Origin of the sequence: Candidatus Caldatribacterium saccharofermentans (assembly GCF_050267035.1) — a bacterium.
In the GTDB taxonomy this organism is placed as follows: Bacteria; Atribacterota; Atribacteria; order Atribacterales; family Caldatribacteriaceae; genus Caldatribacterium; species Caldatribacterium saccharofermentans.
On sequence record NZ_CP187957.1, the window covers coordinates 955776 to 977900 of the forward strand.

Annotated in this window: 24 protein-coding genes and 1 tRNA gene; 14 read left to right on the forward strand and 11 right to left on the reverse strand. The window is 57.4% G+C overall.

From position 1 onward, the window contains the following. The first annotated feature begins 204 nt into the window (after positions 1 to 204). Positions 205 to 299: transfer RNA gene (locus ACPT9Q_RS04870), tRNA-Ser, on the forward strand. A 112-nt stretch (positions 300 to 411) separates the two neighbouring features. Then, positions 412 to 1896, forward strand: coding sequence for a phosphoenolpyruvate carboxylase (ppcA, locus tag ACPT9Q_RS04875; RefSeq protein ID WP_017873930.1), 1485 nt, complete (start codon positions 412 to 414; stop codon positions 1894 to 1896). Positions 1897 to 1930: 34 nt separating this feature from the next. Here ppcA and ACPT9Q_RS04880 read toward each other — a convergent pair whose 3' ends face one another. Continuing rightward, on the reverse strand, positions 1931 to 4519 hold the full coding sequence (locus tag ACPT9Q_RS04880) for a methyl-accepting chemotaxis protein (RefSeq protein WP_427366721.1): 2589 nt from the start codon (positions 4517 to 4519) through the stop codon (positions 1931 to 1933). 152 nt (positions 4520 to 4671) lie between these two features. Between ACPT9Q_RS04880 and ACPT9Q_RS04885 the strand changes: the two genes are divergently transcribed. Both ACPT9Q_RS04885 and ACPT9Q_RS04890 read left to right on the forward strand, forming a co-directional pair. Then, positions 4672 to 5124, forward strand: a complete 453-nt coding sequence (locus ACPT9Q_RS04885) for a TspO/MBR family protein (protein WP_427366722.1) — start codon at positions 4672 to 4674, stop codon at positions 5122 to 5124. A 272-nt stretch (positions 5125 to 5396) separates the two neighbouring features. After that, positions 5397 to 6716 carry a ClC family H(+)/Cl(-) exchange transporter gene (locus ACPT9Q_RS04890; protein ID WP_427366540.1) on the forward strand — a complete coding sequence of 440 codons (1320 nt, stop codon included), beginning with the start codon at positions 5397 to 5399 and terminating at the stop codon, positions 6714 to 6716. Here ACPT9Q_RS04890 and ACPT9Q_RS04895 read toward each other — a convergent pair. From ACPT9Q_RS04895 to ACPT9Q_RS04920, 6 genes are read right to left on the reverse strand one after another with little or no spacing between them, the layout of a single operon-like run. Next, the gene (locus ACPT9Q_RS04895; protein WP_427366541.1) at positions 6673 to 7428 is read right to left on the reverse strand and encodes an SDR family NAD(P)-dependent oxidoreductase; all 756 of its coding nucleotides are present in this window, start codon (positions 7426 to 7428) and stop codon (positions 6673 to 6675) included. The genes ACPT9Q_RS04890 and ACPT9Q_RS04895 overlap by 44 nt on opposite strands. 31 nt (positions 7429 to 7459) lie before the next feature. After that, on the reverse strand, positions 7460 to 7912 hold the full coding sequence (gene tadA / locus ACPT9Q_RS04900; RefSeq protein ID WP_427366543.1) for a tRNA adenosine(34) deaminase TadA: 453 nt from the start codon (positions 7910 to 7912) through the stop codon (positions 7460 to 7462). After that, entirely contained in the window at positions 7909 to 8313 is a 405-nt protein-coding gene (locus ACPT9Q_RS04905) for a GtrA family protein (protein ID WP_017874143.1), read from the reverse strand. The genes tadA and ACPT9Q_RS04905 overlap by 4 nt, the downstream gene beginning before the upstream one ends. Beyond that, on the reverse strand, positions 8285 to 9253 hold the full coding sequence (locus tag ACPT9Q_RS04910) for a glycosyltransferase family 2 protein (protein ID WP_427366545.1): 969 nt from the start codon (positions 9251 to 9253) through the stop codon (positions 8285 to 8287). Before ACPT9Q_RS04910 ends, ACPT9Q_RS04905 begins: the two co-directional genes overlap by 29 nt. A 1-nt stretch (position 9254) precedes the next feature. Further along, positions 9255 to 10931, reverse strand: a complete 1677-nt coding sequence (locus tag ACPT9Q_RS04915) for a glycosyltransferase family 39 protein (RefSeq protein ID WP_427366547.1) — start codon at positions 10929 to 10931, stop codon at positions 9255 to 9257. Further along, complete coding sequence (locus tag ACPT9Q_RS04920; protein WP_427366549.1) at positions 10928 to 12169, reverse strand: glycosyltransferase 87 family protein; 1242 nt, start codon at positions 12167 to 12169, stop codon at positions 10928 to 10930. The genes ACPT9Q_RS04915 and ACPT9Q_RS04920 overlap by 4 nt, the downstream gene beginning before the upstream one ends. Positions 12170 to 12373: 204 nt before the next feature. Here ACPT9Q_RS04920 and pdhA point away from each other — a divergent pair, with 204 nt between their 5' ends. Both pdhA and ACPT9Q_RS04930 read left to right on the forward strand, forming a co-directional pair. Continuing rightward, positions 12374 to 13327: a pyruvate dehydrogenase (acetyl-transferring) E1 component subunit alpha gene (gene pdhA, locus ACPT9Q_RS04925; RefSeq protein ID WP_427366551.1), complete on the forward strand. Its 954-nt coding sequence runs from the start codon at positions 12374 to 12376 to the stop codon at positions 13325 to 13327. Beyond that, positions 13320 to 14300 (forward strand): alpha-ketoacid dehydrogenase subunit beta, encoded by a 981-nt coding sequence (locus ACPT9Q_RS04930; RefSeq protein ID WP_427366552.1) that lies wholly within the window; start codon positions 13320 to 13322, stop codon positions 14298 to 14300. Before pdhA ends, ACPT9Q_RS04930 begins: the two co-directional genes overlap by 8 nt. Before the next feature lie 52 nt (positions 14301 to 14352). Here ACPT9Q_RS04930 and ACPT9Q_RS04935 read toward each other — a convergent pair whose 3' ends face one another. After that, a complete protein-coding gene (locus ACPT9Q_RS04935) occupies positions 14353 to 15591 on the reverse strand; it encodes an RNA-guided endonuclease InsQ/TnpB family protein (protein WP_427366485.1) in 1239 nt (412 codons plus the stop codon). 5 nt (positions 15592 to 15596) lie between these two features. Continuing rightward, the gene (gene tnpA, locus ACPT9Q_RS04940) at positions 15597 to 15998 is read right to left on the reverse strand and encodes an IS200/IS605 family transposase (protein WP_427366486.1); all 402 of its coding nucleotides are present in this window, start codon (positions 15996 to 15998) and stop codon (positions 15597 to 15599) included. A gap of 118 nt (positions 15999 to 16116) precedes the next feature. Here tnpA and ACPT9Q_RS04945 point away from each other — a divergent pair, with 118 nt between their 5' ends. From ACPT9Q_RS04945 to ACPT9Q_RS04980, 8 genes are all read left to right on the forward strand, one after another. Further along, complete coding sequence (locus ACPT9Q_RS04945; protein WP_427366553.1) at positions 16117 to 16872, forward strand: PIN domain-containing protein; 756 nt, start codon at positions 16117 to 16119, stop codon at positions 16870 to 16872. Further along, positions 16838 to 17035 carry a hypothetical protein gene (locus ACPT9Q_RS04950; protein WP_017872855.1) on the forward strand — a complete coding sequence of 66 codons (198 nt, stop codon included), beginning with the start codon at positions 16838 to 16840 and terminating at the stop codon, positions 17033 to 17035. Before ACPT9Q_RS04945 ends, ACPT9Q_RS04950 begins: the two co-directional genes overlap by 35 nt. A gap of 559 nt (positions 17036 to 17594) precedes the next feature. Continuing rightward, on the forward strand, positions 17595 to 18086 hold the full coding sequence (locus ACPT9Q_RS04955; protein WP_017872858.1) for a bifunctional nuclease domain-containing protein: 492 nt from the start codon (positions 17595 to 17597) through the stop codon (positions 18084 to 18086). Then, positions 18052 to 18564, forward strand: a complete 513-nt coding sequence (locus ACPT9Q_RS04960; protein WP_427366555.1) for a TIGR00725 family protein — start codon at positions 18052 to 18054, stop codon at positions 18562 to 18564. The genes ACPT9Q_RS04955 and ACPT9Q_RS04960 overlap by 35 nt, the downstream gene beginning before the upstream one ends. Then, complete coding sequence (locus tag ACPT9Q_RS04965; protein ID WP_427366556.1) at positions 18561 to 18926, forward strand: Asp23/Gls24 family envelope stress response protein; 366 nt, start codon at positions 18561 to 18563, stop codon at positions 18924 to 18926. The genes ACPT9Q_RS04960 and ACPT9Q_RS04965 overlap by 4 nt, the downstream gene beginning before the upstream one ends. Before the next feature lie 6 nt (positions 18927 to 18932). Then, positions 18933 to 19112 carry a hypothetical protein gene (locus ACPT9Q_RS04970; RefSeq protein WP_017872861.1) on the forward strand — a complete coding sequence of 60 codons (180 nt, stop codon included), beginning with the start codon at positions 18933 to 18935 and terminating at the stop codon, positions 19110 to 19112. 3 nt (positions 19113 to 19115) lie between these two features. Beyond that, positions 19116 to 19964 carry a 16S rRNA (adenine(1518)-N(6)/adenine(1519)-N(6))-dimethyltransferase RsmA gene (gene rsmA, locus ACPT9Q_RS04975; RefSeq protein WP_427366557.1) on the forward strand — a complete coding sequence of 283 codons (849 nt, stop codon included), beginning with the start codon at positions 19116 to 19118 and terminating at the stop codon, positions 19962 to 19964. Further along, the gene (locus tag ACPT9Q_RS04980) at positions 19897 to 21141 is read left to right on the forward strand and encodes an ROK family protein (protein ID WP_427366559.1); all 1245 of its coding nucleotides are present in this window, start codon (positions 19897 to 19899) and stop codon (positions 21139 to 21141) included. Before rsmA ends, ACPT9Q_RS04980 begins: the two co-directional genes overlap by 68 nt. Here the strand turns inward: ACPT9Q_RS04980 and ACPT9Q_RS04985 are convergent. Together ACPT9Q_RS04985 and ACPT9Q_RS04990 are read right to left on the reverse strand one after the other, a co-directional pair. Next, a complete protein-coding gene (locus ACPT9Q_RS04985; RefSeq protein WP_427366561.1) occupies positions 21138 to 21497 on the reverse strand; it encodes a NusG domain II-containing protein in 360 nt (119 codons plus the stop codon). The genes ACPT9Q_RS04980 and ACPT9Q_RS04985 overlap by 4 nt on opposite strands. Further along, entirely contained in the window at positions 21469 to 22116 is a 648-nt protein-coding gene (locus ACPT9Q_RS04990) for a redox-sensing transcriptional repressor Rex (RefSeq protein ID WP_017872865.1), read from the reverse strand. The genes ACPT9Q_RS04985 and ACPT9Q_RS04990 overlap by 29 nt, the downstream gene beginning before the upstream one ends. Between the last annotated feature and the right edge of the window lie 9 nt (positions 22117 to 22125).

Below are 22125 nucleotides of genomic sequence, written 5' to 3' on the forward strand. Positions count from 1 at the left end.
AATCACCGTCCTTAGTTCTTCAGGGCATTCCTTTCTCCTTTGGTTTTTCGAGGCTCCCGGCAAAGAAATGACAGAACCAGGGCGAGGGAGAAGTCACACCACAGCCCGACAAGGACCGAGAGACTCCGGACCTTTTGGGCGTTTCCACGAGAGGAACCTACATCCCCTGTAGCCATCGGGTGCATTTTTCAGTACAATATAGGTGGAGAGGTGGCCGAGCTGGACGAAGGCGCTCGACTCGAAATCGAGTAGGCAAGTGAGAGCTTGCCTCGTGGGTTCGAATCCCACCCTCTCCGCCAGGGAGGATCCTCTTTCTTCCCCGCGGTTTTTGCCCTACCGTGACCCTTGACAGAAACACCTCCCTGCTGCTATGGTTAAGCCCAAACTGGGAAAGCCGGGAGTGCAAAAGCGATGAAAATCCCCAAGGTCATGTCCACCCAGCACCCGGACAACGCCTCGCTTCCCTTTTTCGCTGAAACCCCCGACATGTCCGGGGAGGACGAAATTCTCGAGGCGTACTACGCCTTCTCTCATCTTGGGTGCGATGAGCAGATGTGGGATAGCGAAGGAAAAGAAGTGGATGACTTCGTGGTGAAGAAACTCCTCACCAAATACCCCCACTTTTTCCGGAAAAAGCGCCTGGGTGAGGATGTCTTCCTGACCCTTCGTCTCCCCAATCCATCCGTGGAGAAGGAAGAAGCCAAAATCCTCGTCGAGGCGCTGGAGAGCATTCCCCGCTCCATGGACGCCGCACGGCTTTTTGAAGGAAGCGATGCCCCAGCCCCCATCTTCGAGGTGATTCTCCCCATGACCACCTCGGCCGAAGAGCTCAACCGGGTCTACTACTTCTACCGAAATTTCATCCAGGGGAAACAGCACCAGCAGATTTACCCCGGATCCATCACCGTGGCGGAATGGGTGGGGGAGTTTCTGCCTGAAAAAATCCACGTCATTCCCCTTTTTGAAGACATCCCCACTATGCTACGGGCCGACGAAATCGTGAAGGAGTACCTGAAAGACAAGGATGAAGGTCACCTGCGGGTCTTTCTGGCCCGGTCTGACCCTGCGCTGAACTACGGCATGGTGGCCGCGGTCTTAGCCAACAAAATAGCCCTGAAAAGGCTTGAGAGGCTTTCATACCGTATAGAAAGAGACATCCACCCCATCCTTGGCGCCGGTTCTCCTCCCTTTCGGGGGAACCTCTCTCCTGCAACCGTCGACCATGTCCTCTCCGAGTACCCCTCAGTAGAGACTTTTACGGTGCAGTCAGCTTTCAAATACGATAACCCCACCGACGAAGTCATTGCGGCCATAAAGAAAATCAAAGCCTTTGTTCGTCGTCCTTTCGAAGACTTTGAGGAGGACTTTGCCCTCGAGGTCATCAGGAAAACCTCCTCTGAATACCAGAGGACCGTCGAAGGGTTAGCGGAAATTATCAATCTCCTCGCAAGATACGTCCCCAGACGGCGCATGAGAAAGCTCCACATCGGGCTTTTTGGGTACTCGAGGCGAATCGGAAAGGTTTCTCTTCCCAGGGCCATTGGTTTTTGCTCTGCCTGCTACTCCATGGGGCTTCCCCCGGAAATCCTTGGTCTTGGAGCACTGTCCTCTCAGGAGCTCCAGGCCCTGGAAAGCATTTACAGAAACCTTCGGGTGGACCTTGCGCTTGCCCTCCGGTACTTCAACGCCAGGGTTTTCGAGATTCTCCCTGAGGAGGCAAAGGAAAGCATCCTCAAGGCGCTGGACCTTGCTGGTACTCTGGACCTCTCTGTCGAGGAAGACCCGGACCACAAAGAGGTGACTGCCCGGGTCATCAGGGCGGTGAAAAACCAGAACTACGGAGTGCTTCCTGAACTCATTGTCGAAGCAGGGCTTCTGCGGAGATTCCTGGGGTAAGGCCACAGGTTTCCCTGCGGCCCGCTGCAGAACGTCAAATCCTGAACCGTCCCAGGTTCTCCTCAAGCCTTTGAGCCAAAGCTACAACCTCCTGGACGGCTCCGTGGGCCTCCTGGAGCGCCGCATTCTGCTCCTCAGAGGAAGCGGCAACCTCCTCTGCACTAGCGGCATTCTCCTCAGAAATGGAGGCCACGTGGCTCAGGCTCTCGTGGACCTCTTCGGCCATGCGGATGACGTTTCTTGTCCGCTCCTCGTTCTCCCGGGAGATGACCGTGACCTCCTCAGAGAGCTGGGCGATGCTCCGGGTAGCCTCTTCCACCTTCTGGAAGGAACTGGTGATGCGCTTTGCCTCTTCCGTCACCACCTCGTTGGCTCTGTGGATTGCTGCAAAGGCCATCCGGGCTCTCTCCACGGCCTTGTTGCCTTCCTTTACCTGCTCTCTGCTCTCTCCCATGGAGCGCACGGCCTGCTCGGCCTCTCTCTGCACCTCCTGGATGAGGGTGGCAATCTTCTGGGCAGCCTGAGCCGATTCTTCGGCGAGTTTTCGGACTTCCTCTGCCACCACGGCAAAGCCCCTTCCTGCCTCTCCAGCTCGAGCCGCTTCAATCGCCGCATTCAAAGCCAGGAGGTTCGTTTCCTCAGCAATCCCGGTGATGAGGTCGGTGATGCTCCCGATTTCCCGGGAGCTTTCTCCGAGCTTCTCCACCACGTTCCCCACCGAGAGCACCGAAGCCTCGATGTGCCCGATGGCCTGCACCACCTCAGCGAGGGTCCTCTCCCCGTTCTCGGTGGCCGAGAAGGCCTGGGCGGCTGCTTGCTCTACCTCCCTGAGGTTCTCCCCCACCTCTTGAATCTGGGCCTCAATGCGCTCCACTTCTTCTAAGGTCTTTGCCGCCTTCTCCACCTGGAGGATGAGGTTCTCCCCTATGGTCCGCATCTCCGCTAAGAGCCCCTCCATCTTCTGGGAGACCGTGATGAGGTTCTGGCTCTGCTCCTCTGAGCCCCTGGCCACCTGGGCGATGGTCTGGGCAATCTGGTCACCGGTTTCGGCAATCTCTCGGGAGGTGTGTTTCAGACGCCCCATCTGCTCCATGATGGCCGAAGCGGCATGGGCGACGTCCTGCAGGAATCCCCGCAAAGCTGAAGAGGCCTGGGTGAGAGAAGAAAGCAGCTCTCCCAGTTCATCCCTCCTCCTTTCACCGGCTTCCCGGGTCAGGTCTCCCTGCTCGAGGGTTGCCGCAAAGGCCAGAGCTTCAGAAAGGGGCTTAGTGATGCTCCCTGAGAGCAACAGGCCGAGCACCACACCCAGAACCACCACGACGATAGCTATCCCCAGAAGCACCCGGGAGAAATTCCTGTTGAGATTCGTGACGGTCTCAAGAGAGGTACCAAAAAGGTTCAGGACCTCCTGGTTCAGCGCCTCTATGGCGTCCCGCAGAGACTCCCGGGACGACCGCATGGCCTGAAGGGCCTCAGCGCTTCGCCTTTCCAGGTCATCCAGCTCCTCGGTTCTGGTCACCGTCTCCTTCCATCCCTCCACGAAGGGCTTCCAGTGCTCGCTGATGAGACTCTGAGTGGTCAGGACGCTGTACGTTTTGGGGAAATCCTCCTCGAGGAACTTCCGGAAAGCCTCAAGATGCTCTTCTACTCGCTTCCGCGCTTCCTCCCGTCGTTCTCCCCAAAGCAAGAGGTAGTTCTTCCGTTCCTGATTGAGGGTGTTGAGCCGCTCAACCATCTGGCCCAGACGGAGCTTATCGAGAAAGGCGCTCAGGGCGTTGAAAGAGCGGTACGCCTCGACGAACTTTTCCTCCCGCTCCTTTCCCGTGGCAAGGGAGGCCTGGAAAAGCGCGCCCCACTTCTCCTGGAAATCCTGAACCCGCTCAAGGAGAGCTTTCTTGGTTTCCTCCGAAAGCACCGTGGAGGCGTTCACGCTCTCCCTGAAGCTCCCCAGGGAAAAATCGATGAGCCCTGGCAGCTCTCCCTTTGGGTCGGAGTTGGCGAGGTAGCGGAGCATGAAGAAAAAGGTGTCGTTCGCCGGCTTGGCGACTTTTTTCATGGAGTCGTCCACGAGTTTCGTGAAGTTCAGCATGACCTTCGAGGGCTCATCCATGGCCACGGCCTTTTCGTTCCGCTCCCGGGAAAGCGCAAGGTACCTCCGGTGAATTGCCCGGACCACCTCTGTTTTCTCCTCATAGTCAAGATACGCAGCCTTAAGGCTCTCGAGTCTTGCAGAGAGTGTACTCCCCTCGGGCAGAGCCTGAATCCTGTAGGGGAACTCCTCTTTCTCCCATACGGCAGCATACGGAGAGTTCCGGAAGGCCTCTGTGTCGCTTCCAAGACGGAAGGCTTCGAAATAGCTTAGAAAGCGGTCCTGGAGTTCGGCAAATCCCGACTCCCACTCCTCAAGCAACGCCTCGTCTCTTCCGGCAAGGTAGGCAGCCACGAGGCTCTCGTTTTGAGCGATGAGGTCCTTGAGGCGAGAGACGGCAAAAACAAGGGGAAAGGACTCCTGCACGGTGGAGAAGGAAGAGGAAAGACGACCGAGAACGATGACGGCCACTACCCCCAAAGAAGCCGCAAGGAGAGCAAGCAGGACAAAACCGGAACGTATTTTTGTTCTCATGTACACCTTTCACACCCCCCACGCTGGACTCTGAGGGTATATTACCAGAATACTGGCGCTTTTTCCTCGCTGAAGGGCCCAAAATTCATCCCCGTAGTACAATGTTTTCGGAGCCCATTGCCCACCTGAAAGGAGGGAGGAAGTTGTCCTTTGTGAAGCTTGCGGTTTCGGTCGCCATACCCCTTGCCGTCGGTTTCCTCGGTTCCCTCTTCACCTCGCAGGGGTTGAAAGAGTGGTACCCTGCGCTCCAGAAGCCCTTGTTCACCCCGCCCAACTGGCTGTTCTTCCCCGTGTGGACTGTGCTCTTCGTGCTGATGGGCATAGCCTTTTACCTTGTGTGGCAGGCAAACTTCGGGGGAACAAGGACCATCCCCTACCTCTACTTCCTGCAGCTTGCTGCAAACGTCCTCTGGTCCTTTTTCTTCTTTGGCCTGCGCAATCCCGCTTTAGCCCTGGTGGATATCCTGGTCCTCTGGGTGCTCATCCTTGGTAATGTGCTGCTCTTTTCCAGGGTATCCCCTGTGGGCTCGTACCTTCTTCTTCCTTACCTTGGATGGGTTTCCCTGGCGACCCTGCTCAACGCCGCCATTCTGAAACTCAACTGACCCGGGACAAAAAGAAAAACCGGGAGCGTTGCTTCCGGTTTTTCTGAAAAGGGAGGGAACTACCGGACAGCACTCTCCGCAGGCTCCAGGGGGTGGCCCAGCCAGGGCCATACCGGAATCCCTTTCACGTGTTCTGGATGCAGCATACAGGATTGAGATTACAGGGAGATGAAGGAAGGGTTCAAAAGCTTTTACGATTCGTCCGCTCCCCTTTCCCGGGCTTTCAGGTATAATATCAGCTCTGTGGGCCTTTTTCAGGCAGGTGATGAACAATGCGCACATCTTCTCTGTTCCCTACAAGGCACATCGCCCGTCTTGGAGAAGGGGCGCTTTTGGGTTTTGTGGCAGGAATGGTCACGGTTCTTTACCGGTACCTCCTTGAGCAGGCCTCGAGCGTAAGCGAGCAAGCGCTCACCCTCGCCCAGGAGAGAGTGCTCCTTGCCCTGGCATGGCTGGCGTTTTTGGGGTTCCTTGGATGGGTGGTGGGGTACCTGGTGCGCCTTGAGCCTCTGGCTGCAGGAAGCGGCATTCCCCACGTGAAAGGCGTGCTTTCAGGGAAACTCCAGGCCGTGTGGTGGCGGATCCTTCTTGTGAAGTTCGCGGGTGGCATCCTCGGTGCCTTCGGTGGTCTTTCTCTGGGGAGAGAGGGGCCCTCGGTGCAAATCGGCGCCATGATAGGGAAGGGGTGGGGTGAAATTCGCAGAAAACCGAAAGACATTCCCTTCTGGGTGACTGCTGGAGGAGCGGCAGGCATTGCCGCCTCTTTCGGTGCTCCCCTTGCAGGAGTGCTCTTTGCCCTGGAGGAGCTCCACCGGGGGTTCTCTTCGGTGGTTGTCCTGGCTTCCCTTACGGCCTCTGTTGTAGCCTATGCTGTGTCCGAGCGCCTCTTCGGCCTGGGGCCGATTCTCCCCTTCGGCCACATCCGACCCCTCGGTCCTGAGGCCTATCCCGTCCTTCTCCTTTTCGGGATACTCCTGGGGGTGCTGGGAGCCCTTTTCAACCGAGGACTTCTCGCGGTCTCCGACCGGGTATCTTCGTGGCGATGGCTTCGCCTTCCTTTCCGCCCAGCCCCGGTCTTCGTGGCTTCGGGTATACTGGGGTTCTTCCTGCCCCAGGTACTTGGAGGAGGGCACAGGCTCATTGCGGCTCTGGGCTGCGAAACCTTCCCGGTTCAGGTGCTGCTCATCCTGTGCGGGGTGAAATTCCTCTTTACCCTCTGGAGCTATGCCTCTTCCACCCCTGGAGGGATTTTCTTCCCCCTCCTTACCGTTGGAGCTCTCCTCGGGAACATTTTCGGCGTCCTCTGGGGGGAAATGGTCGGCACCTCTTCTATTCCCATCGACAACCTCATCGTCCTGGGGATGGCTGGATACTTCTCGGCCATCACCAAGGCCCCTATCACCGGGAGCGTCCTCATCGCCGAAATAACCGGTTCGTTCTCCGCCCTCCCGGCCATCGTCTTTGTGTGCCTTGTGGCCCTCGGGACTTCCAACCTCCTCAGGACGAGGCCAATCTACGATACCCTCCTGAAGAGGCTTCTCCACACCACTACGAACCATACCCCCCGGAGACCACGAGGACCTGACCGGTGAGGTAATCGGCCTCTTCGGCGGCGAAAAAGAGCACCGCCCGGGCGATGTCCTCGGGGCGCCCAAGCCTCCCCACCGGAATCTGCGCAAGGAGCCTGGGGATGTGCTCTTCTGGAGTGACCGAGTGCAGGAGGTCGGTGTCGATTTTGCTCGGGGCAACGACGTTCACCGTTATGCCAAAGGAAGCGCATTCCCGAGCCAGGGCCTTGCATAAAGCAATGACCCCGCCTTTTGAGGCGGCATAGTGGATGCCTGAGGTCCCTCCTGTAAGGCCAGAAGTGGAGGCGATGGCCACAATTCTCCCCCACCGCTTCTCCACCATGAAGGGCAGAACCGCCCGGACCGCAAGGTACACCCCCTTGAGGTTTACGGCAATCATCCGGTCCCAGTCCTCTTCCTTCAGATTCCAGGCCCCCCGGTAATCCGGGTCTCCTATACCGGCGTTGGCCACAAGGATATCCGGAGCCCCCAGAGTCCTGACGATGGCCTCCACCATCGCCTCCACCTCCCGGGCGTTCTGCACATCGGCCTGGAAGGCTTCGGCCACTCCTCCGCTTTTTCGGATTTCCGCCACCACCTCTTCGGCCGCCTCGCGATGGCGGTGGTAGTTCACCGCCACCTTCGCCCCTTCCCGGGCAAGGAAAACTGAAATGGCCCTGCCGATTCCCCGGCTCCCACCGGTCACCAGCGCCACATGTCCTGAAACACTAGCCATATACTCCTCTCCCCTTCGAAAAAACCCCTCTTCACTTTCGCTTTCCCTGGAAATACCTCCGAAGGAGGGCACCGCATTCCTCCGCACACACGCCACCGGTCACAGAGACGCTGTGCGGGAAAAGGCCGGGGACAAAGACGTTGAGGACACTCCCCGCCACCCCACCCTTGGGGTCCCGGGCACCGAAAACCAGCCGGGCAATGCGGGCCTGGATGATGGCCCCGGCACACATGAGGCAGGGCTCAAGCGTCACGTACAGGGTACAGCCCTCCAGGCGCCAGTCCCCAAGGACTCTCTGGGCCTTCCGGATGGCCTCGATTTCTGCATGGGCCGTGACGTCGTCGGTCCTCTCCCTCCGGTTGTGCCCCAGGGCCACGACCACACCCTCCCGCACGATGCAGGCCCCCACGGGGACCTCATCCTCCAGAAAGGCCCGTTCCGCCTCCTTCAGGGCAAGGCGCATGAAGCGTTCATCCTGCGTCATCGTTCCCGAAAGACCCAGAGCCTGTTCCCCAGAAAATTCACGGAAAGCGATCCCAGGGTGGCAAGGACCTTGCTCTCCGCCGGTCCAAGAGCGTACTTCCCTCGAAAAAGGGCAAGAAGACCCAGAGCAATACCTAAAGCAGCGAGGTTCACGAGGACGAATTTCGCTACCTCGGCAACGTGCACACGTCTTCGGCTCTTGAAGGTCCAGAATTTGTTCAGGAGGTAGCTATTCGTCATTCCGCAGGAGTAGGAAATCACCTGGCTCACCGGGTACCAGAGGCCCATCTTCCCATGGAGGACCATGAACACCCCGAAATCGATGGCGGTGTTGAGGACTCCCACGATGCTGAATTTCCCAAACTGCCAGGCATCAGCAAGAATCGTGCGGAGGCTCTTCATGCGTTTCGTCAACCCCCCTGGTGCGGTCCACGATGTAGAGGGGGCGGTTCTTGGCCTCGTCGTAAATCCGCCCGATGTACTCCCCCATAATCCCAAGAATAATGAGGATAATCCCGCTGAAGAAGAGGTTGATGACGGCCAAAGAAGCCCACCCGGGGACGGTGCTCTTCCCAAGGAGTTTCGTCACAACGATGACGAGAAGGTACACAAAACTCAGAAAAGACAGGGCGAAACCAAGGTAAGCGGCAATCTTTAAGGGTTTGTTGGAGAAGGCCGTGATGCCATCCCAGGCGAGCTTCAGCATCTTCCGGAGTGGGTACTTCGTCGTCCCCGCAAAACGCCTGTGCCGGACGTACTCTAAAGCCGCCTGGCGAAAGCCGACCCAGGCGACCAGGCCCCGGATGAAACGGTTCTTCTCCCGCAAAAGCCTCATGACCTCGACCACTTTCCGGTCCATGAGGCGGAAGTCTCCTGTATCCAGGGGGATGTCGATATCGGTCATGGCGCGAAGGAAACGGTAGAAGAAGGAAGCGGTGAAGCGCTTGAAGAAGGTTTCCCCTTCCCGCTTTGCTCGCTTCCCGTAGACGACTTCATACCCTTCCCGCCATTTTGCCACCATCTCCGGGATGACCTCGGGGGGGTCCTGGAGGTCGGCGTCGATGACAATCACCGCCTCTCCCCGGGCATAGTCCATCCCGGCGGTGATGGCCGCCTGATGGCCGAAGTTCCGGGAGAAGTGGATGACCCGCACCCGGGGGTCTTTCCGGGCAAGGTCGTCGAGGATTTCGGGGCTTCTGTCCCTGCTCCCATCGTTCACGAAGATGAGTTCATAGGGCTCGGAGAGCTCCTCCATGACCCCGGTGAGGCGACGGTACGTCTCCGGCAATACCTCCTCCTCGTTGAAGACCGGAATAACGACGGAAAAACGAACACCTGCCACCCTACTCCCCTCCCGAGAAAAAGGTCCAGCTGGGGAACCAGCGCAGGAACCGGGCCACATACGCTCTGCTTACGGGTAGACCCGAGAGAATGGGATAGAAAAGGACAAAAAGCGCCACCGCACCACCAAGGAGCACCCACCGCCATATCCTGGCTTCGGGGTTGTCCTCTTCCAGCCAGGCGAAGAACACTCCAAGGAGCACCGCCAGAAAGGGCACGCATCCATAGTAGTGGTAGATGAAGGTGATGCGGGGGACAAAAATCCAGGGAACGTATTGCGAAAAGAAGGCCACAAGGATCCAGAAAACTCCCTGCCTTTTCAGGAATGCCGGCGTCACGAGGGCAAAAAGGACCGTAATTCCTCCAATCCACCACAGAGCCGGATTGCCAAAGGACACAATGCTTGAGATGTACCCCTTCGGGAGCCCTTCCCCCTTGTAGAGCCAGATGGGCCGGGCCATGACCGGCCACTCCCAGAAGGGGGAGGCGAAGGGGTGTGTTGCCTTGAGGTCGTGGTGGTAGCGGTACATGGAGAGCTGGTAACGGAAAATATCCCGCAAGGAATGCCCTGGAACGAGAAGGTACGGGATGTAGGAGAGGAAGTACAGGCAGGCGGGGATGAAGAGGAAAAAGAGCATCGAGAAAGGGAGGACCCGTCGCAGGAAGTGCCTCCCGTGGAGAGGGTTTTTCCTTGCACGAAGCCCGTGATGGACGAAAAAGAGCACCGCCATCCCGAGGCCGGCGTACACAGCTGTCCACTTCGTCGCCGCCCCGAGCCCAAAGAAAAGCCCGGAGAGGAAAAGCAGCCGCAATCCCTCCCGGTCCTCGGCACCGTGGAGAAAGTACCGGAAGAGGAAGAGGAAGGCAAGGAGCACGAAAAACACCACATAGGTGTCGATGGTGGCAATCCGGGCCTGCACAAAGCGCATGAAGTCGAAGGCGAAAAGGGCCGCGGCAAAGAGGGCGTACCGTTCTTCCACAAAGAGGCGGGCCAGAAAGAACACCACGGGGACAAGGAGCGTCCCAAAGACCACCCCCATGATGCGCCACCCAAAAGGGTTCATCCCGAAGAGGGCCACTCCCAGGGCGATGATGAGTTTCCCCAGGGGCGGATGGGTCCACTCATACGGAGGGAGACGGTGCAGGTGCTCGAAGGCCGTGCGGGCATGGTAAATCTCGTCAAAGTACGTCCCGGTGAGGTATGAGCGTTCATACTGGGCGATAGCCTGCTCATCGAACAGGCGTTCGTACCCCTCTGAAGCAGAAAGAGCGGTTACCGAGGCAATGGGGAGGGGACGGGAACTTCCTGCCTCAAAGAAGGCCACCTCCCCGAGCATCCCCCGGGGGTGCTCCACGACGATTCTAAAGTACCGGCCAGAAAAAGGGCCATCAACGTGTTCCCACCGGAAGACCCAGTCGGGTTTCATCTCTGGCCCCTTCCTCCAGGTCACCCCGTCCTCGGAGTACTCGATGCGGTATGTGCTCTCCCGGGGAAGACCGAAAAAGCACGAGATTCGTCCTACGCTGCGGGTCTCCCCCAGGTCAACAAGAACGGTCTCACCCACACCCTGAGGCTCCCAGAAAGTCTTTGGGACATCCCGAGAACCGAGGCGGTACAGGGAAACAAGCAGCGAGAAAAGAGAAAGCGCAAGGAGGAAGAAAAGGGGTTTCCTCGTCATGGGGTCTGGATCGCTCCTTTCCCGGGAGTTTTTCGGAACACCAGAAAGAGGAAAAAGGCAAAGAGGACAAGATTCACCCCGGAAACGAGAAGAAGCCGCCAGTCGGTGCGGGGGAAGTGGTACGTCCCGAAAAAGCCGTAAAGGAGAATGAGGCCGACGTTCACAAAAAACGTGGCGCTCAGGCCAAAAAAGAGGATGAGAACCTCCCTGCATGGCCGGAAAACGTACCAGAGGGGCGCAAAGACTAAGGCCGGGAAGAGGTACCGCTCGTGCATCCGGTGCACAAAGAGAAAAGTCGCAAAGGCGAGGAAAAGCGCCACCACGGGGAAACGCTCCTCCGTTTTCTCCCGGAAAAAGAGGAACGCCGACAGCACCACAATCGCCCCCACCGCCACGTACCCCCACTCCCGGAAGGAAAGGAAAAGGACCTTCCGGGCATCCGGCACCCAGTTGCCCCCAAGGAGGGCGAAAAGATTGAAGGCGTTGAGGGTGGCGTACTGGTACGACCCCACAGCACCCCGGTAGATGCCAAGAACCCGGGAAAGCGAAAAGGGAAGCGAGAGGAGCACAAAAACCCCAAGGCCCAGGAGGACGCTCCGGAGGACAACGGCCAGGCTCCTCCGCTCAAGAAAAGCCCAAAGCCACAGCGGGGAGAACATGAGGGTCTGGGGCTTTATGAGGAGAGCCAGGGCGAAAAAAATCGCCGAAAGCTCAATTCTCTGCTCAAGCAGAAAAAGTACCCCAAGAAGAAGGGGGAGGACGAAGACGGCATCCACCTGCCCCCACAGAGCCGAATCAAGGCCCACGGCCGGGTTCAGGGCAAAGGCAGCAAAGAGGAACTCCGCCCGGGGCTCTCCCAGGCGCTTCCTGGCCAGAGCGAAAAGGAGCACCGCCAGGGCGAGATCCGCCAAAATGGCGGGGAGCTTCAGGAGGACAAGGGAGGGAGGGGAGAAATCCCGAAGATGCAAGAGCCTTTTCAGGTGGCCGAGGAGAAAGAGGACATAGATGTACCCTGGGGGATAGTCGGCGAACATCTCCCCGAAGTAGAAGCGGGAAAGCCCGACTTCTGCCGCCTGCTTTGCCCAGCCCTCAAAGCAGGCAATATCCGGGGGAAACCCAAAGACCGCAAAGGCAAAGAGCAACCGCAGGGCCAGGGCGACACACAGCACCACCCAGAGGGACCCCGAAAGCCGAAAATCCCGGAAACTCAGAAGTTTCTCAGATGCCTCCTGAGGCAACCTCTCAACCCCCAGCAAACTCCTGCCACCATTATACCAGGCCCGGGACGCCAGAAAATCCGAACCCCCGGGTCTGGGTCGTGAAAACCATGGGGGAGAAAAAATACCCAAACGGCTTGCTTCTCTCTTTTGCCTCGCTATAATGGAAACGAACGCTTTGTGGTCAAATGAATTTGAGAAATTGCTCAAAAAGAGGCGAGGGTCATGCTCAGCGTTGACGAAAAACTCAGAATGTACTTCACGATGCTCTGCATCCGCCGCTTTGAAGAAAAAGCGGAGGAGCTCTACATGGCGGGGAAAATCTGGGGGACGTTCCACCTCTATATCGGCGAAGAGGCCGTGGCCACAGGGGCCTGCTTTGCCCTGCGCCCTGAGGACTACATCACTTCAACCCACCGGGGCCATGGGCACTGCATCGCCAAGGGCGCTGACGTCAGGAAGATGATGGCCGAGCTCATGGGGAAGGCCACAGGGTACTGCCTGGGGCTTGGGGGATCCATGCACATCGCCGACCTTGAAGGGGGGAACCTCGGCGCCACGGGCATTGTGGGGTCGGCTATCCCCATTGCTGCTGGGGCGGCCCTGGCGTGCAAGCTCCAGAAAAACAACCGGGTCGTTCTGTGCTTTTTCGGAGACGGAGCGGCCAACACCGGAGCGTTCCACGAGGCCGTGAACCTGGCGGCGGTCTTCAAGCTCCCGGTGGTCTTTCTGTGTGAGAATAACCTCTACGCCATGTCCTTTCCAGTAAAGAAAGCCTTCGCCATCCCCGACATCGCCGAGCGGGCAAAGGGTTACGGCATTCCCGGGGTCACAGTTGACGGAATGGATGTTCTTTCAGTGTACGAGGCCACGAAAGAAGCCGTGGAACGAGCCCGAAAAGGTGAAGGACCGACGCTCATTGAGGCCCGGACTTACCGTTTCAGGGGGCATTCCAAAAGCGATAAGGGGGTGTACCGAACAAAAGAGGAAGTGAGGATGTGGATGGAGCGCTGCCCCATAAAGCGCTTCCGGGAACACCTCCTCGGCGAAGGCGTTCCCGAGGAAACCCTGAGAGACCTTGAGAAAAAAGCCGAGGAACTCATCGAAGAGGCGGTGCGTTTTGCCGAAGAAAGCCCGGAGCTGACCATAGAGGAAGCGAGGCGACTGGTCTATGCCTGAGCGGGAAATCACCTACGCCGAGGCCATACGGGAGGCCCTCAGGGAAGAAATGCGGAAAGACCCCTCGGTGTTCCTCATCGGTGAGGACATCGGGATGTACGGTGGGGCCTTTGGCGTCACCCAGGGGCTCCTTGAGGAGTTTGGGGAGGAACGGGTGATCGACACCCCGATTTCTGAAGCCGCCATTGCTGGTGCAGCCATAGGCGCTGCACTTTTAGGGATGCGGCCGGTGGCCGAAATCATGTTCTTCGACTTCATGACGCTCTGCGCCGACCAGATAGTGAACCAGGCAGCCAAAATCCGCTTCATGTTCGGAGGAAAGGCAAAGGTGGCCATTGTGGTCCGCTCTCCTGCGGGATCCGGCACCGGAGCCGCAGGACACCACTCCGGAAGCCTCGAGTCCTGGTTCACCCATGTCCCCGGGCTCAAGGTCGTTGCCCCCGCAACACCTTATGACGCTAAAGGACTCCTCAAAAGCGCTATCAGAGACGATAACCCCGTGATCTTCGTGGAACACAAGCTCCTCTACCGTGTAAAAGGACCGGTCCCTGAAGAAGAGTACGTTATCCCCCTGGGGGTTGGGGAGGTTAAAAGACGAGGAAAGGACCTCACCATCGTGACCTATTCCCTCATGGTCAGAAGAAGCCTTGAGGCGGCGGAGATTCTCTCCCGGGAGGGGATTGACGTTGAGGTTGTGGACGTGCGGACCCTCCGTCCTCTTGATGAGGAGGTCGTCCTCGAGTCCGTCCGGAAAACTCACAGGGCACTTGTGGTGTACGAGCCCCCTCGCTTTGGGGCTTTCGGGGCAGAAATCGCCGCCCTCATCGCCGAGAAGGCCTTCGATGACCTTGACGCTCCCGTCATGCGCCTTGGGGGACTGGAGATGCCCCCACCCTACAATCCGCACCTTGAGCGTCGGATTGTCCCTCAGGTCGAGGACATTGTAGCCGCCTGCCGGGAGCTTATGTCGTGACCGCAGGACCCCGGTGACCTCCTCCCACCCCTGAAGGGGTGGGCTTCCTCTTTCATTGAGGGAAGCTTACGCGAATGTAGGGGCTGCTCCCCAGTATCCGCGCAGCGGCCTCCCTCTCCGGAGGCTTCAGTTCGGGCCGGTCCAGCCCTACGGCCTGTTCAGGGTCCAGGCCAAGCCCCTTTCTCAGAATGACAAGTGCGGCGTTCACATCCCTGTCGCACTTCCATCCGCAGCTGCACTCAATTGCCCTGTCCGAAAGGGAAAGTCGGTGTTCCTTTCCGCAGACGAAACACTCACCGGTGGTGGTCTCCGTCCTGTTCACGGAGATAGCCGTCTCAAGGCTGGCCCTCAACCTTGACTTCAGTCCGCCTATCCCCGAGGAGTGGACCTGCCTGCCGAAGAGTTTCGCCCACCCTTTTACATTATCGTCCTGAAAAACTACCGCATCACACAGTTTTAAAAATGCCAGAACCTTGTTCTGGGCGTCCCTGCGCCTGTTATTCTGTTTTTCGTATTCTTTCCTCAGAAGAAACCGGATTTTCTCCCTGTTCCTGGAACCTTTTTGCGACCTGGCCAGCTTCCTCTGCAAACGTTTTAACCTCGGCGTTTCGCGGACCTCAAAATCTATCTTCAGGCCGTTAGATAACGTCAGCTTTGAATTGACACCGAAATCAATCCCGACTGCACTGCCGATTGGATTTTGGGAACCATGGCTGTTTTTCGGGAGGTAGCACGTCACGTGCAGGTAGTAGCCGCTGGGCTTTTGGACCAGGACGGCGTTCGCTATCTCCGCCTCAGCAGGTATCTGGCACAGGCCCAATGCGCGGAACTTTCCCAGCTTCTGAATCCTCACCCTGTTCCGGGCAAAGTCTAAACTGTATGTCACGCCGTACTGCTTGAGCGGTATCGAATTGACAAACCTTTTGTGTTTCAGTGTTCCGACTTTGTGGCCGTTTTCCTTCAGCTTCTTGAGCGTACGGAAGTTGTCTTTGAGCCGATCCGCTATCTCCTGCTTAATCTGGGAACCCAGAACAGCCAGTTCCCTTTGTTCATAGGTGTCCCCGATCTTGACGTCGACAATGCTTACCTTGTTGGCGGGAATGTTCAGCCGCTCAGCGTCCGATATCAACCAGTTGTACAGCCACTTTGCCTCAAGAAATGCCTTTCTGAGCGCCTCAGTTTTCCTTTTAGAAAGGTTCTGGAGTTTCAGCTCGTACACAACGGGCCTTTGGGCCTTTCTGCGCTGTTTCGTCTTCTGAAGAGTATTTTTTATCCTCTCAGCCCTGGTCATAATAGTTACTTTCCTTTCTGGTCCTCAATGTACTTCCTGATGGTTTCTTCCGATATGTGTCCTACCGACTCACAGTAGTACGAGCGCGTCCACAGGGATGGAAGCCGGCTTTTCAGGGAAGGAAACTCTTTTCTTAACATCCTGGAAGTATAACCTTTCAGTTGGTTGACGATAAAATGAGGGCTGTTGGTAGGGTCGGATTTCACAAATAGATGAATGTGATCCGGCATGACCTTCATCTGAGCAATCTCCACTCCAATTTCCCGGGCTTTTTGGAGCAGCAGTTCCTTCAACCGCTCAGCCACCTCACCTACCAGCACTTTGCGCCGGTACTTAGGGCACCAGATGAGGTGGTAGCCGATGTTATATACTGTTGTAGCTGATCGCTTCCATCGTTTGCCGTTCATGGCATTATTATACCATAAATGTTAGTTTTCTGTGCAATATCTAACAATCCAAGCAAGGATGCCCGCCTTTCATCCCACCCTTGAAAGGGTGGGCTTCCCCGGCGGGGGTTCGTAATCCATGATTTTCATAGTGCTCAAGACCCTCTGCATAAGGAGGCATCCTCCTCTCCCGGGTATCTCCGCAAGGTCGTCCGAGTGCCGGCCCAGTAAGCGCACGGTGGGATCCTGGCCGGCAAAAGCGGTGAAAGTATTGCTTTTCGGTGAGGAAGCTTTCACAGGAATTGCAAAACCCTGTCCTTCTGGTATAGTACTTGCTGGGGGAGGTCATGGTGCGGGGCATTCGGGGATTCCAATAAAAAGCGATACCCACTCGAAGGAGACGATGCTCGTCTACCTTGACGTATGCTGCCTAAATAGGCCCTTTGACGACCAGTCGCAGGAGCGTATTCGCCTGGAAGCCGAAGCGGTGCTGCTTATTCTGGAGCGCTGTCAGGCCGGGGAATGGCAGCTTCTGGGGAGTGAAGTTATGGATTATGAGATTTCTCGCATTCCTGATGAAGAAAGGAGGTACAGGGTGTTCCTTCTTGCTTCCGTTGCCCGGGCCCGGCAGAAGGTGAACCGGCCAGTGCAGGTCCGTGCTCAGGAACTTGAGCGACTCGGGTTTAAGGCCCTCGATGCTTTGCACATCGCCTGTGCCGAGGCAGGGGGTGCCCGGGTGCTCCTCACCACCGACGACCGAATGCTCAGTACCGCCCGAAAGATCCAGGGTGATTTGCGTGTGAGGGTTGAGAACCCTGTCCTGTGGTTAATGGAGGTGACGACAGGTGGCTCTGCAGAGGATGACGCCAGCCGAGATTCGGGAGAGAGGCCTTGAAGCGCTGAGGGAGGCTCTGGGCCCGGTGGGAATGGCCCGCTTCCTGCAGCAGTTTGCAAGAGGGAGCGGCGACTACACCAGGGACCGCGAGGAGTGGCTTGGAGGGCTGACCGTTCAGGAGGTGGTGAAGGACATCAAAAGCCGCAGAAAACGTGTCCGTTGAGACTCCTTCCGTTGCCCTGGCCGCTACATCCTTCTTCTCCCCCTTTACGGGTTCTGGTTTTTGCTTTCTGCCCCCGTTACCGGAAAGTCTCTCTCATGCGTTTCTTAAAGGCACTCTGCTTGTAGTAGCCTCCTCTACTGTGTCATTGCGGACCTGCTTTTCCACCCGGGGAAATCTCTTTTTTGAGAATCTGAGGCTTTTTCACCTGCGTGACCCCACTGGTATCACTGCGGGGTCGTGGTTTCGTCCTTTTTTGTCACTGCGAGCTCGTAGTTTCGTTTGCGAAGCAGTCTCGGGGATTCCTCGCCGCTTCGCGGCTCGGAAGGACAAAGGAGGATACGGCTCGGAAGGACAAAGGAGATGTGCTTTGGAAAGACGGGAAAAGGGCTGTGGCTTCGGAAAGAAGAAGGGGTTGGGGCTTCAGAGCGACAAAAGGGGGTGTCCATGGCCCGGATGACAGGAGAAACCGCCTGGAATGGCACAGGGAATGGTTGGGCAAAAAAGCAAATTGAGAAAAATCGAAGCGGGGGTATAATATAGGTGAAAGGGCGTGAGCGCCATGCTGAAGATGAAGGTCCAGGGTCTCATGTTCGACCAGAAAAGCGCCATGGCCGTCGTCATCCTCGTTGATGAGGAGGAAAAGCGGAGCCTTCCCATATGGATTGGCCTTTTCGAGGCGCAGGCAATACTCCTTGGTCTCCAGGGAGTTCAGACTCCCCGCCCGCTCACCCATGACCTCATGGCTTCGGTCATCCGGAGCATGGGAGGGGAACTCGAAAAGGTCGTCATCACCAAAATTGTCGATAATACCTTCTACGCGCTCCTCTACCTCAAAATCGACGGCCGGGAAGTGACCGTGGATGCCCGCCCAAGCGATGGCATCGCGCTGTCTCTGCGCATGGGGGCTCCCATCTACATCTCTGAGGAAATCCGCAGTTCAACAACAGTTGCCATGGGAGAGATTGACGATAAAGAGATCGAAGAGTTCCGCCAGTTCCTCGAGAACCTGAAACCCGATGACCTCAAGAAATACCTTGGCTACGAAACCTAAGTGGTACATTGGTGTCATTGGGCAGCATGCACCAGAAGAACCGCTCCTCACCCTGGCGTACCGCGTGGGGAGAGGCATTGCTGAGCGTGGAGGGGTCCTGCTCTGCGGAGGACTGGGTGGGGTAATGGAAGCGGCTTGCCGGGGTGCCAGAGAAGCCGGTGGCATCACCATTGGTATTCTCCCCGGATCCTCCCCTGATGACGCCAATCCCTTTGTGGATTTCGCCATCGCCACAGGACTTGGAGAAGCGCGGAATTTCGTTATTGTCTCTGCATCGTCAGCGCTCATCGCCTGTGGAGGTCAAGCAGGAACCCTGAGCGAAATTGCCCTCGCCCTTCGCCTGGGAAAAATCCTCGCCGGTGTCCACACCTGGAAGATTGAGGACCACCGGGGCAAGAAAGACTTCTTCCCCTCTTTTGAGAACGCTGAAGAGGCTGTGGAGTACGTCTTCTCAAGGCTTCAAGGAGTGAAGCGATGAATACCGAGAAAAGCCCGGGCTTCATTCGCCTGAGCACCACCACCATCGCCGAGGTCGCTGCCCGGGCAGCTGTCCATATTGAGGGCGTGCGAGATGATTTCGAGCGCCTCCTGAAGGCGGTGGAGCTCTTCCGGGGAGAAGATGCTCTCCCTCACGGGGAAAAGGTTCCCCTGGAGGCCCAGGACCTTGTGGTTCGCCTCAGGATCACCGTGAGTGCCTCTGCCCCATCCTTTTTCCTGGTGGCCCAGCGAGTGCAGAAAAGTGTCTTTGACGCGCTCTGTTCGCGCCTCGGCATTGTGCCCTCCCGTGTGCATGTTGAGGTTCAAAATGTTGACTGGTCAGACCTTGACGGAAGGGGGTGAGAGACCTTGTACAACCCTGAAGGTCTGTGTCAGGTGTGCCGTCACTGTGATCCGATTCTCCGGGAACGGGGAATTTACCGGTGCCTTCTGGGAGAACAGAAAGAACGGACGCAGCCCGTGGACCGCTGCGATTATTTCTTCCCGGACCACCTTGCCTCTGCGCAGGAGAATAAGAAAAAACCTTGAACGATGCGCAGAACTCGCCTGGGGCAGCACTTTCTTGTTGATGAGAGGGTTCTCTCTGCCATTGTGGAGGCCGGAGAACTGAGCCCCCGGGATCTCGTCCTTGAGGTTGGAGCGGGAGAGGGAGTACTCACCGAGCGTCTGGCGCAGAAAGCGGGACGGGTCGTGAGTTTTGAGGTTGATCCTTTACTCTTCTCCCGGGCAAAGGAACGGCTTGGAGTCTGCCCCCATGTAGCTCTGTACCAGGAGGATATCTTACAGGTGGACCTTGTGTCCCTTCTTCGGACCTTCCCCGAAACGACCAGAAAGTGCATCGCCAACCTCCCCTATGGGATTTCTGCGGCGTTCTTCGTGCTCCTTCTTGAAACCACTCCGGAACTCCTCTGGGAACGGTTTGTGGTGACGGTACAGTACGAATTCGGCGAAAAGCTCCTCTCCCTGCCTCCAAAGGGCAAGGGGAATTGCCTTTCGGTGGGTCTTGCCCGGCTCTTCTCCACAGAAAGACTCCTTGTGGTTCCTCCCCAGGCCTTTCGACCGCCGCCAAGGGTCTACTCCCTCGTCCTCCTTGGCCGGCGCCGAAAAGACCTCCCTCAGGACGTTATTCCCTTTTTCCGCTTCGTCCGGGAGGTTTTCCGTCATCGCCGGAAAATCCTTCGTTCCGTGATTCCCCAGGGAAAAGCTCCTGTCTCTGAGCTTTTGGGGAAACGGGCCGAAGACCTGACCCTTGAAGAGTGGGAGCAGCTCTGGGAGAGTATCCGCGTTGTTTCTCTCAAGAGGCAGGGATATAATGGAGAAGGAGAGCGCCATGCCAAAGAACACCTGGGTTGGGGACAACCTCACAGACGTCAAGATTAAAAACCGGTCGCTCGTGCTGCAGCTTCTCAAGAAGCGGGGACCACTTTCGCGGATTGAGCTGGCTCGCATCACCGGCCTCACCCAGCCCACCATCACCAATATCATCAACGATCTCCTTGCCTCAAACCTCGTCCGGGAAATTGGACCCTCCGAGACGAGAACCGGGCGGAAACCCATCCTCCTTTCTGTCAACGACCAGGCCTTCTACATCATCGCCATCACCTTCACCCGTCAGGGATTCTCCATCGCCCTGACCGACCTTGGGCCCAACATCCTCTTTCGCCGGGATTCCCGCTACAGCCTCCTTGAGGACACCGACACCGCCCTCTTAGAACTCCAGAAAGAATTCATCCACGTTCTCGAGTACGCCACCCAGTCCCTGAGTCTCATCCTCGGGATTGGCGTGAGTGCCCCGGGGCCCGTGGATACCGAAACCTGCACCATCCTTGCCCATTCAACCTTCCTCCTCCACAGAAGCCTTGACCTCAGGAAGTACCTCCGGGAATACGACCTCCCCATCTTCATGATGAGCAACGCCGATGCAGCGTGTCTCCACGAAACCTGGTGTGGCAGCGCTAAAGAAGTCCAGAACATGGTGTACTTCATGGTGGGAGAGGACGTGGGGGCAGGAGTCCTCATCGACGGGAAAATCTACCAGGGGAAGCACCGCAAGGCTGGAGAAGTGGGCCACACAAGCATCAATATCTTTGGCCCGCGGTGCGTGTGCGGGAACTACGGGTGTCTTGAGCTTTACTGCAGCACTCAGAAGATTGTGGAGAAGGCCAGGGAAATCGGGTGGTTTGGAGGGGAACCGTACTTCCGATCTTTTCTTGAGCGTGGAGAACAGCTCACCTTCCGCCACATCGTCGAAGGGGCCCAGAAAGATAACGAGGCCTGCGTGCAGCTCCTCACCCAGCTTGGCCGGTACATCGGTGTAGGAGTGGTGAATCTCATCAACCTCTACGACCCGGAACTCGTGGTCATCGGTGGGGAGGCCTCTTTGGCCCGGGAGTTCATCGACCGGCCCATCCGTCAGGTCCTCGAAGAACGCCTGCTCTACCGGGAGTACATCACGCCCCAGCTCCTCTACTCCCGGTGGGGGGAGGATGTGACGCTTCTTGGGGCGGCATCACTCGTGCTTGACCACTTCATGGCTGGAGAACTCGGGCGGTTCTAACGCGCAAGTCGGATGATGACCCGGTTTGGGATGCAGGCGATGAAGGAGGTATCATCGGGAATTTTCCCAGTTTTGACGCACACCTTGTCAGGGCAGGGAGAGGTCACCACAAAGACCTTTCCTCTTCGAATGGCCACGATGGTCTTCCCCAGGGGTCCGGAGACGACAATCTCCCGGTCGTCCTGAGGGGTGACGGGAATCTCCATTCTTCCCTTCTCACTTTCGATAACCACAGTGTAGCGTTCCTGCCCTTTCCCCTCAAAGGGCACGTACCGGAAAACGAAGAGTATTCCCAAAACCACGCCCACGGCGATGAACGAGAGCCAGTCACTTCTCCGGAAAAGGTACACGACCATCCCCCCGCATCTCATGGAGAAGGAGCAAGAGCCCGCTTTCCAGGCATTCATTCCGCACCGCTACACCCTCGGGAACCCGAAGGAGCGCCGAAGAGAAGTTCCAGATGCCCCGAACCCCAAGACTAACGAGGATGTCCACAACCTCCTGAGCGCTGTGGGGAGGAATGGCGAGGATGGCCATTCGCACCCCAAAATGGGGGATGACCTCCTCCAGGGCTTCAAGGGGGTAAACGAGAACGCCGCCGATTTCTCTTCCAACCTTCTCAGGATCCGTATCAAAGGCGCAGACAATCCGCACTCCGTATCTCGAAAACCCCGGATAGTTCAGAAGTGCCCGACCGAGATTCCCCACCCCGATGAGGGCGGAGAGCTTCTCCACTTGTAGCGCAAAGAGGTCCTCGAGCCTGCGGACTATGGCCTCTACAGGATATCCCCGTTTCTGCACTCCCCCAATACCCACCATGGCCATGTCCTTGCGAATCTGGGTTTCGTCGACCCGAAGGAGGGCAGCAATGTCCTGACTCTTGAGGTATGCTTCCCCTCGATCCAGAGCTCTTCTTGCCAGAGAATAGCAGAGCACCAGGCGCTGCACCGTGCTTGGAGGAACTCTCTTCAACATTTCCACCTC

Excerpts from the sequence above, each read along its gene's own strand:
- ppcA (WP_017873930.1), top strand. The coding sequence starts at position 412 with ATGAAAATCCCCAAGGTCATGTCCACCCAGCACCCGGACAACGCCTCG.
- ACPT9Q_RS04880 (WP_427366721.1), bottom strand. The coding sequence starts at position 4,519 with ATGAGAACAAAAATACGTTCCGGTTTTGTCCTGCTTGCTCTCCTTGCG.
- ACPT9Q_RS04890 (WP_427366540.1), top strand. The coding sequence starts at position 5,397 with ATGCGCACATCTTCTCTGTTCCCTACAAGGCACATCGCCCGTCTTGGA.
- ACPT9Q_RS04895 (WP_427366541.1), bottom strand. The coding sequence starts at position 7,428 with ATGGCTAGTGTTTCAGGACATGTGGCGCTGGTGACCGGTGGGAGCCGG.
- tadA (WP_427366543.1), bottom strand. The coding sequence starts at position 7,912 with ATGACGCAGGATGAACGCTTCATGCGCCTTGCCCTGAAGGAGGCGGAA.
- ACPT9Q_RS04905 (WP_017874143.1), bottom strand. The coding sequence starts at position 8,313 with ATGAAGAGCCTCCGCACGATTCTTGCTGATGCCTGGCAGTTTGGGAAA.
- ACPT9Q_RS04915 (WP_427366547.1), bottom strand. The coding sequence starts at position 10,931 with ATGACGAGGAAACCCCTTTTCTTCCTCCTTGCGCTTTCTCTTTTCTCG.
- pdhA (WP_427366551.1), top strand. The coding sequence starts at position 12,374 with ATGCTCAGCGTTGACGAAAAACTCAGAATGTACTTCACGATGCTCTGC.
- ACPT9Q_RS04930 (WP_427366552.1), top strand. The coding sequence starts at position 13,320 with ATGCCTGAGCGGGAAATCACCTACGCCGAGGCCATACGGGAGGCCCTC.
- ACPT9Q_RS04935 (WP_427366485.1), bottom strand. The coding sequence starts at position 15,591 with ATGACCAGGGCTGAGAGGATAAAAAATACTCTTCAGAAGACGAAACAG.
- tnpA (WP_427366486.1), bottom strand. The coding sequence starts at position 15,998 with ATGAACGGCAAACGATGGAAGCGATCAGCTACAACAGTATATAACATC.
- ACPT9Q_RS04945 (WP_427366553.1), top strand. The coding sequence starts at position 16,117 with ATGATTTTCATAGTGCTCAAGACCCTCTGCATAAGGAGGCATCCTCCT.
- ACPT9Q_RS04950 (WP_017872855.1), top strand. The coding sequence starts at position 16,838 with ATGACGCCAGCCGAGATTCGGGAGAGAGGCCTTGAAGCGCTGAGGGAG.
- ACPT9Q_RS04955 (WP_017872858.1), top strand. The coding sequence starts at position 17,595 with ATGCTGAAGATGAAGGTCCAGGGTCTCATGTTCGACCAGAAAAGCGCC.
- ACPT9Q_RS04960 (WP_427366555.1), top strand. The coding sequence starts at position 18,052 with ATGACCTCAAGAAATACCTTGGCTACGAAACCTAAGTGGTACATTGGT.
- ACPT9Q_RS04965 (WP_427366556.1), top strand. The coding sequence starts at position 18,561 with ATGAATACCGAGAAAAGCCCGGGCTTCATTCGCCTGAGCACCACCACC.
- rsmA (WP_427366557.1), top strand. The coding sequence starts at position 19,116 with ATGCGCAGAACTCGCCTGGGGCAGCACTTTCTTGTTGATGAGAGGGTT.
- ACPT9Q_RS04980 (WP_427366559.1), top strand. The coding sequence starts at position 19,897 with ATGGAGAAGGAGAGCGCCATGCCAAAGAACACCTGGGTTGGGGACAAC.
- ACPT9Q_RS04985 (WP_427366561.1), bottom strand. The coding sequence starts at position 21,497 with ATGGTCGTGTACCTTTTCCGGAGAAGTGACTGGCTCTCGTTCATCGCC.
- ACPT9Q_RS04990 (WP_017872865.1), bottom strand. The coding sequence starts at position 22,116 with ATGTTGAAGAGAGTTCCTCCAAGCACGGTGCAGCGCCTGGTGCTCTGC.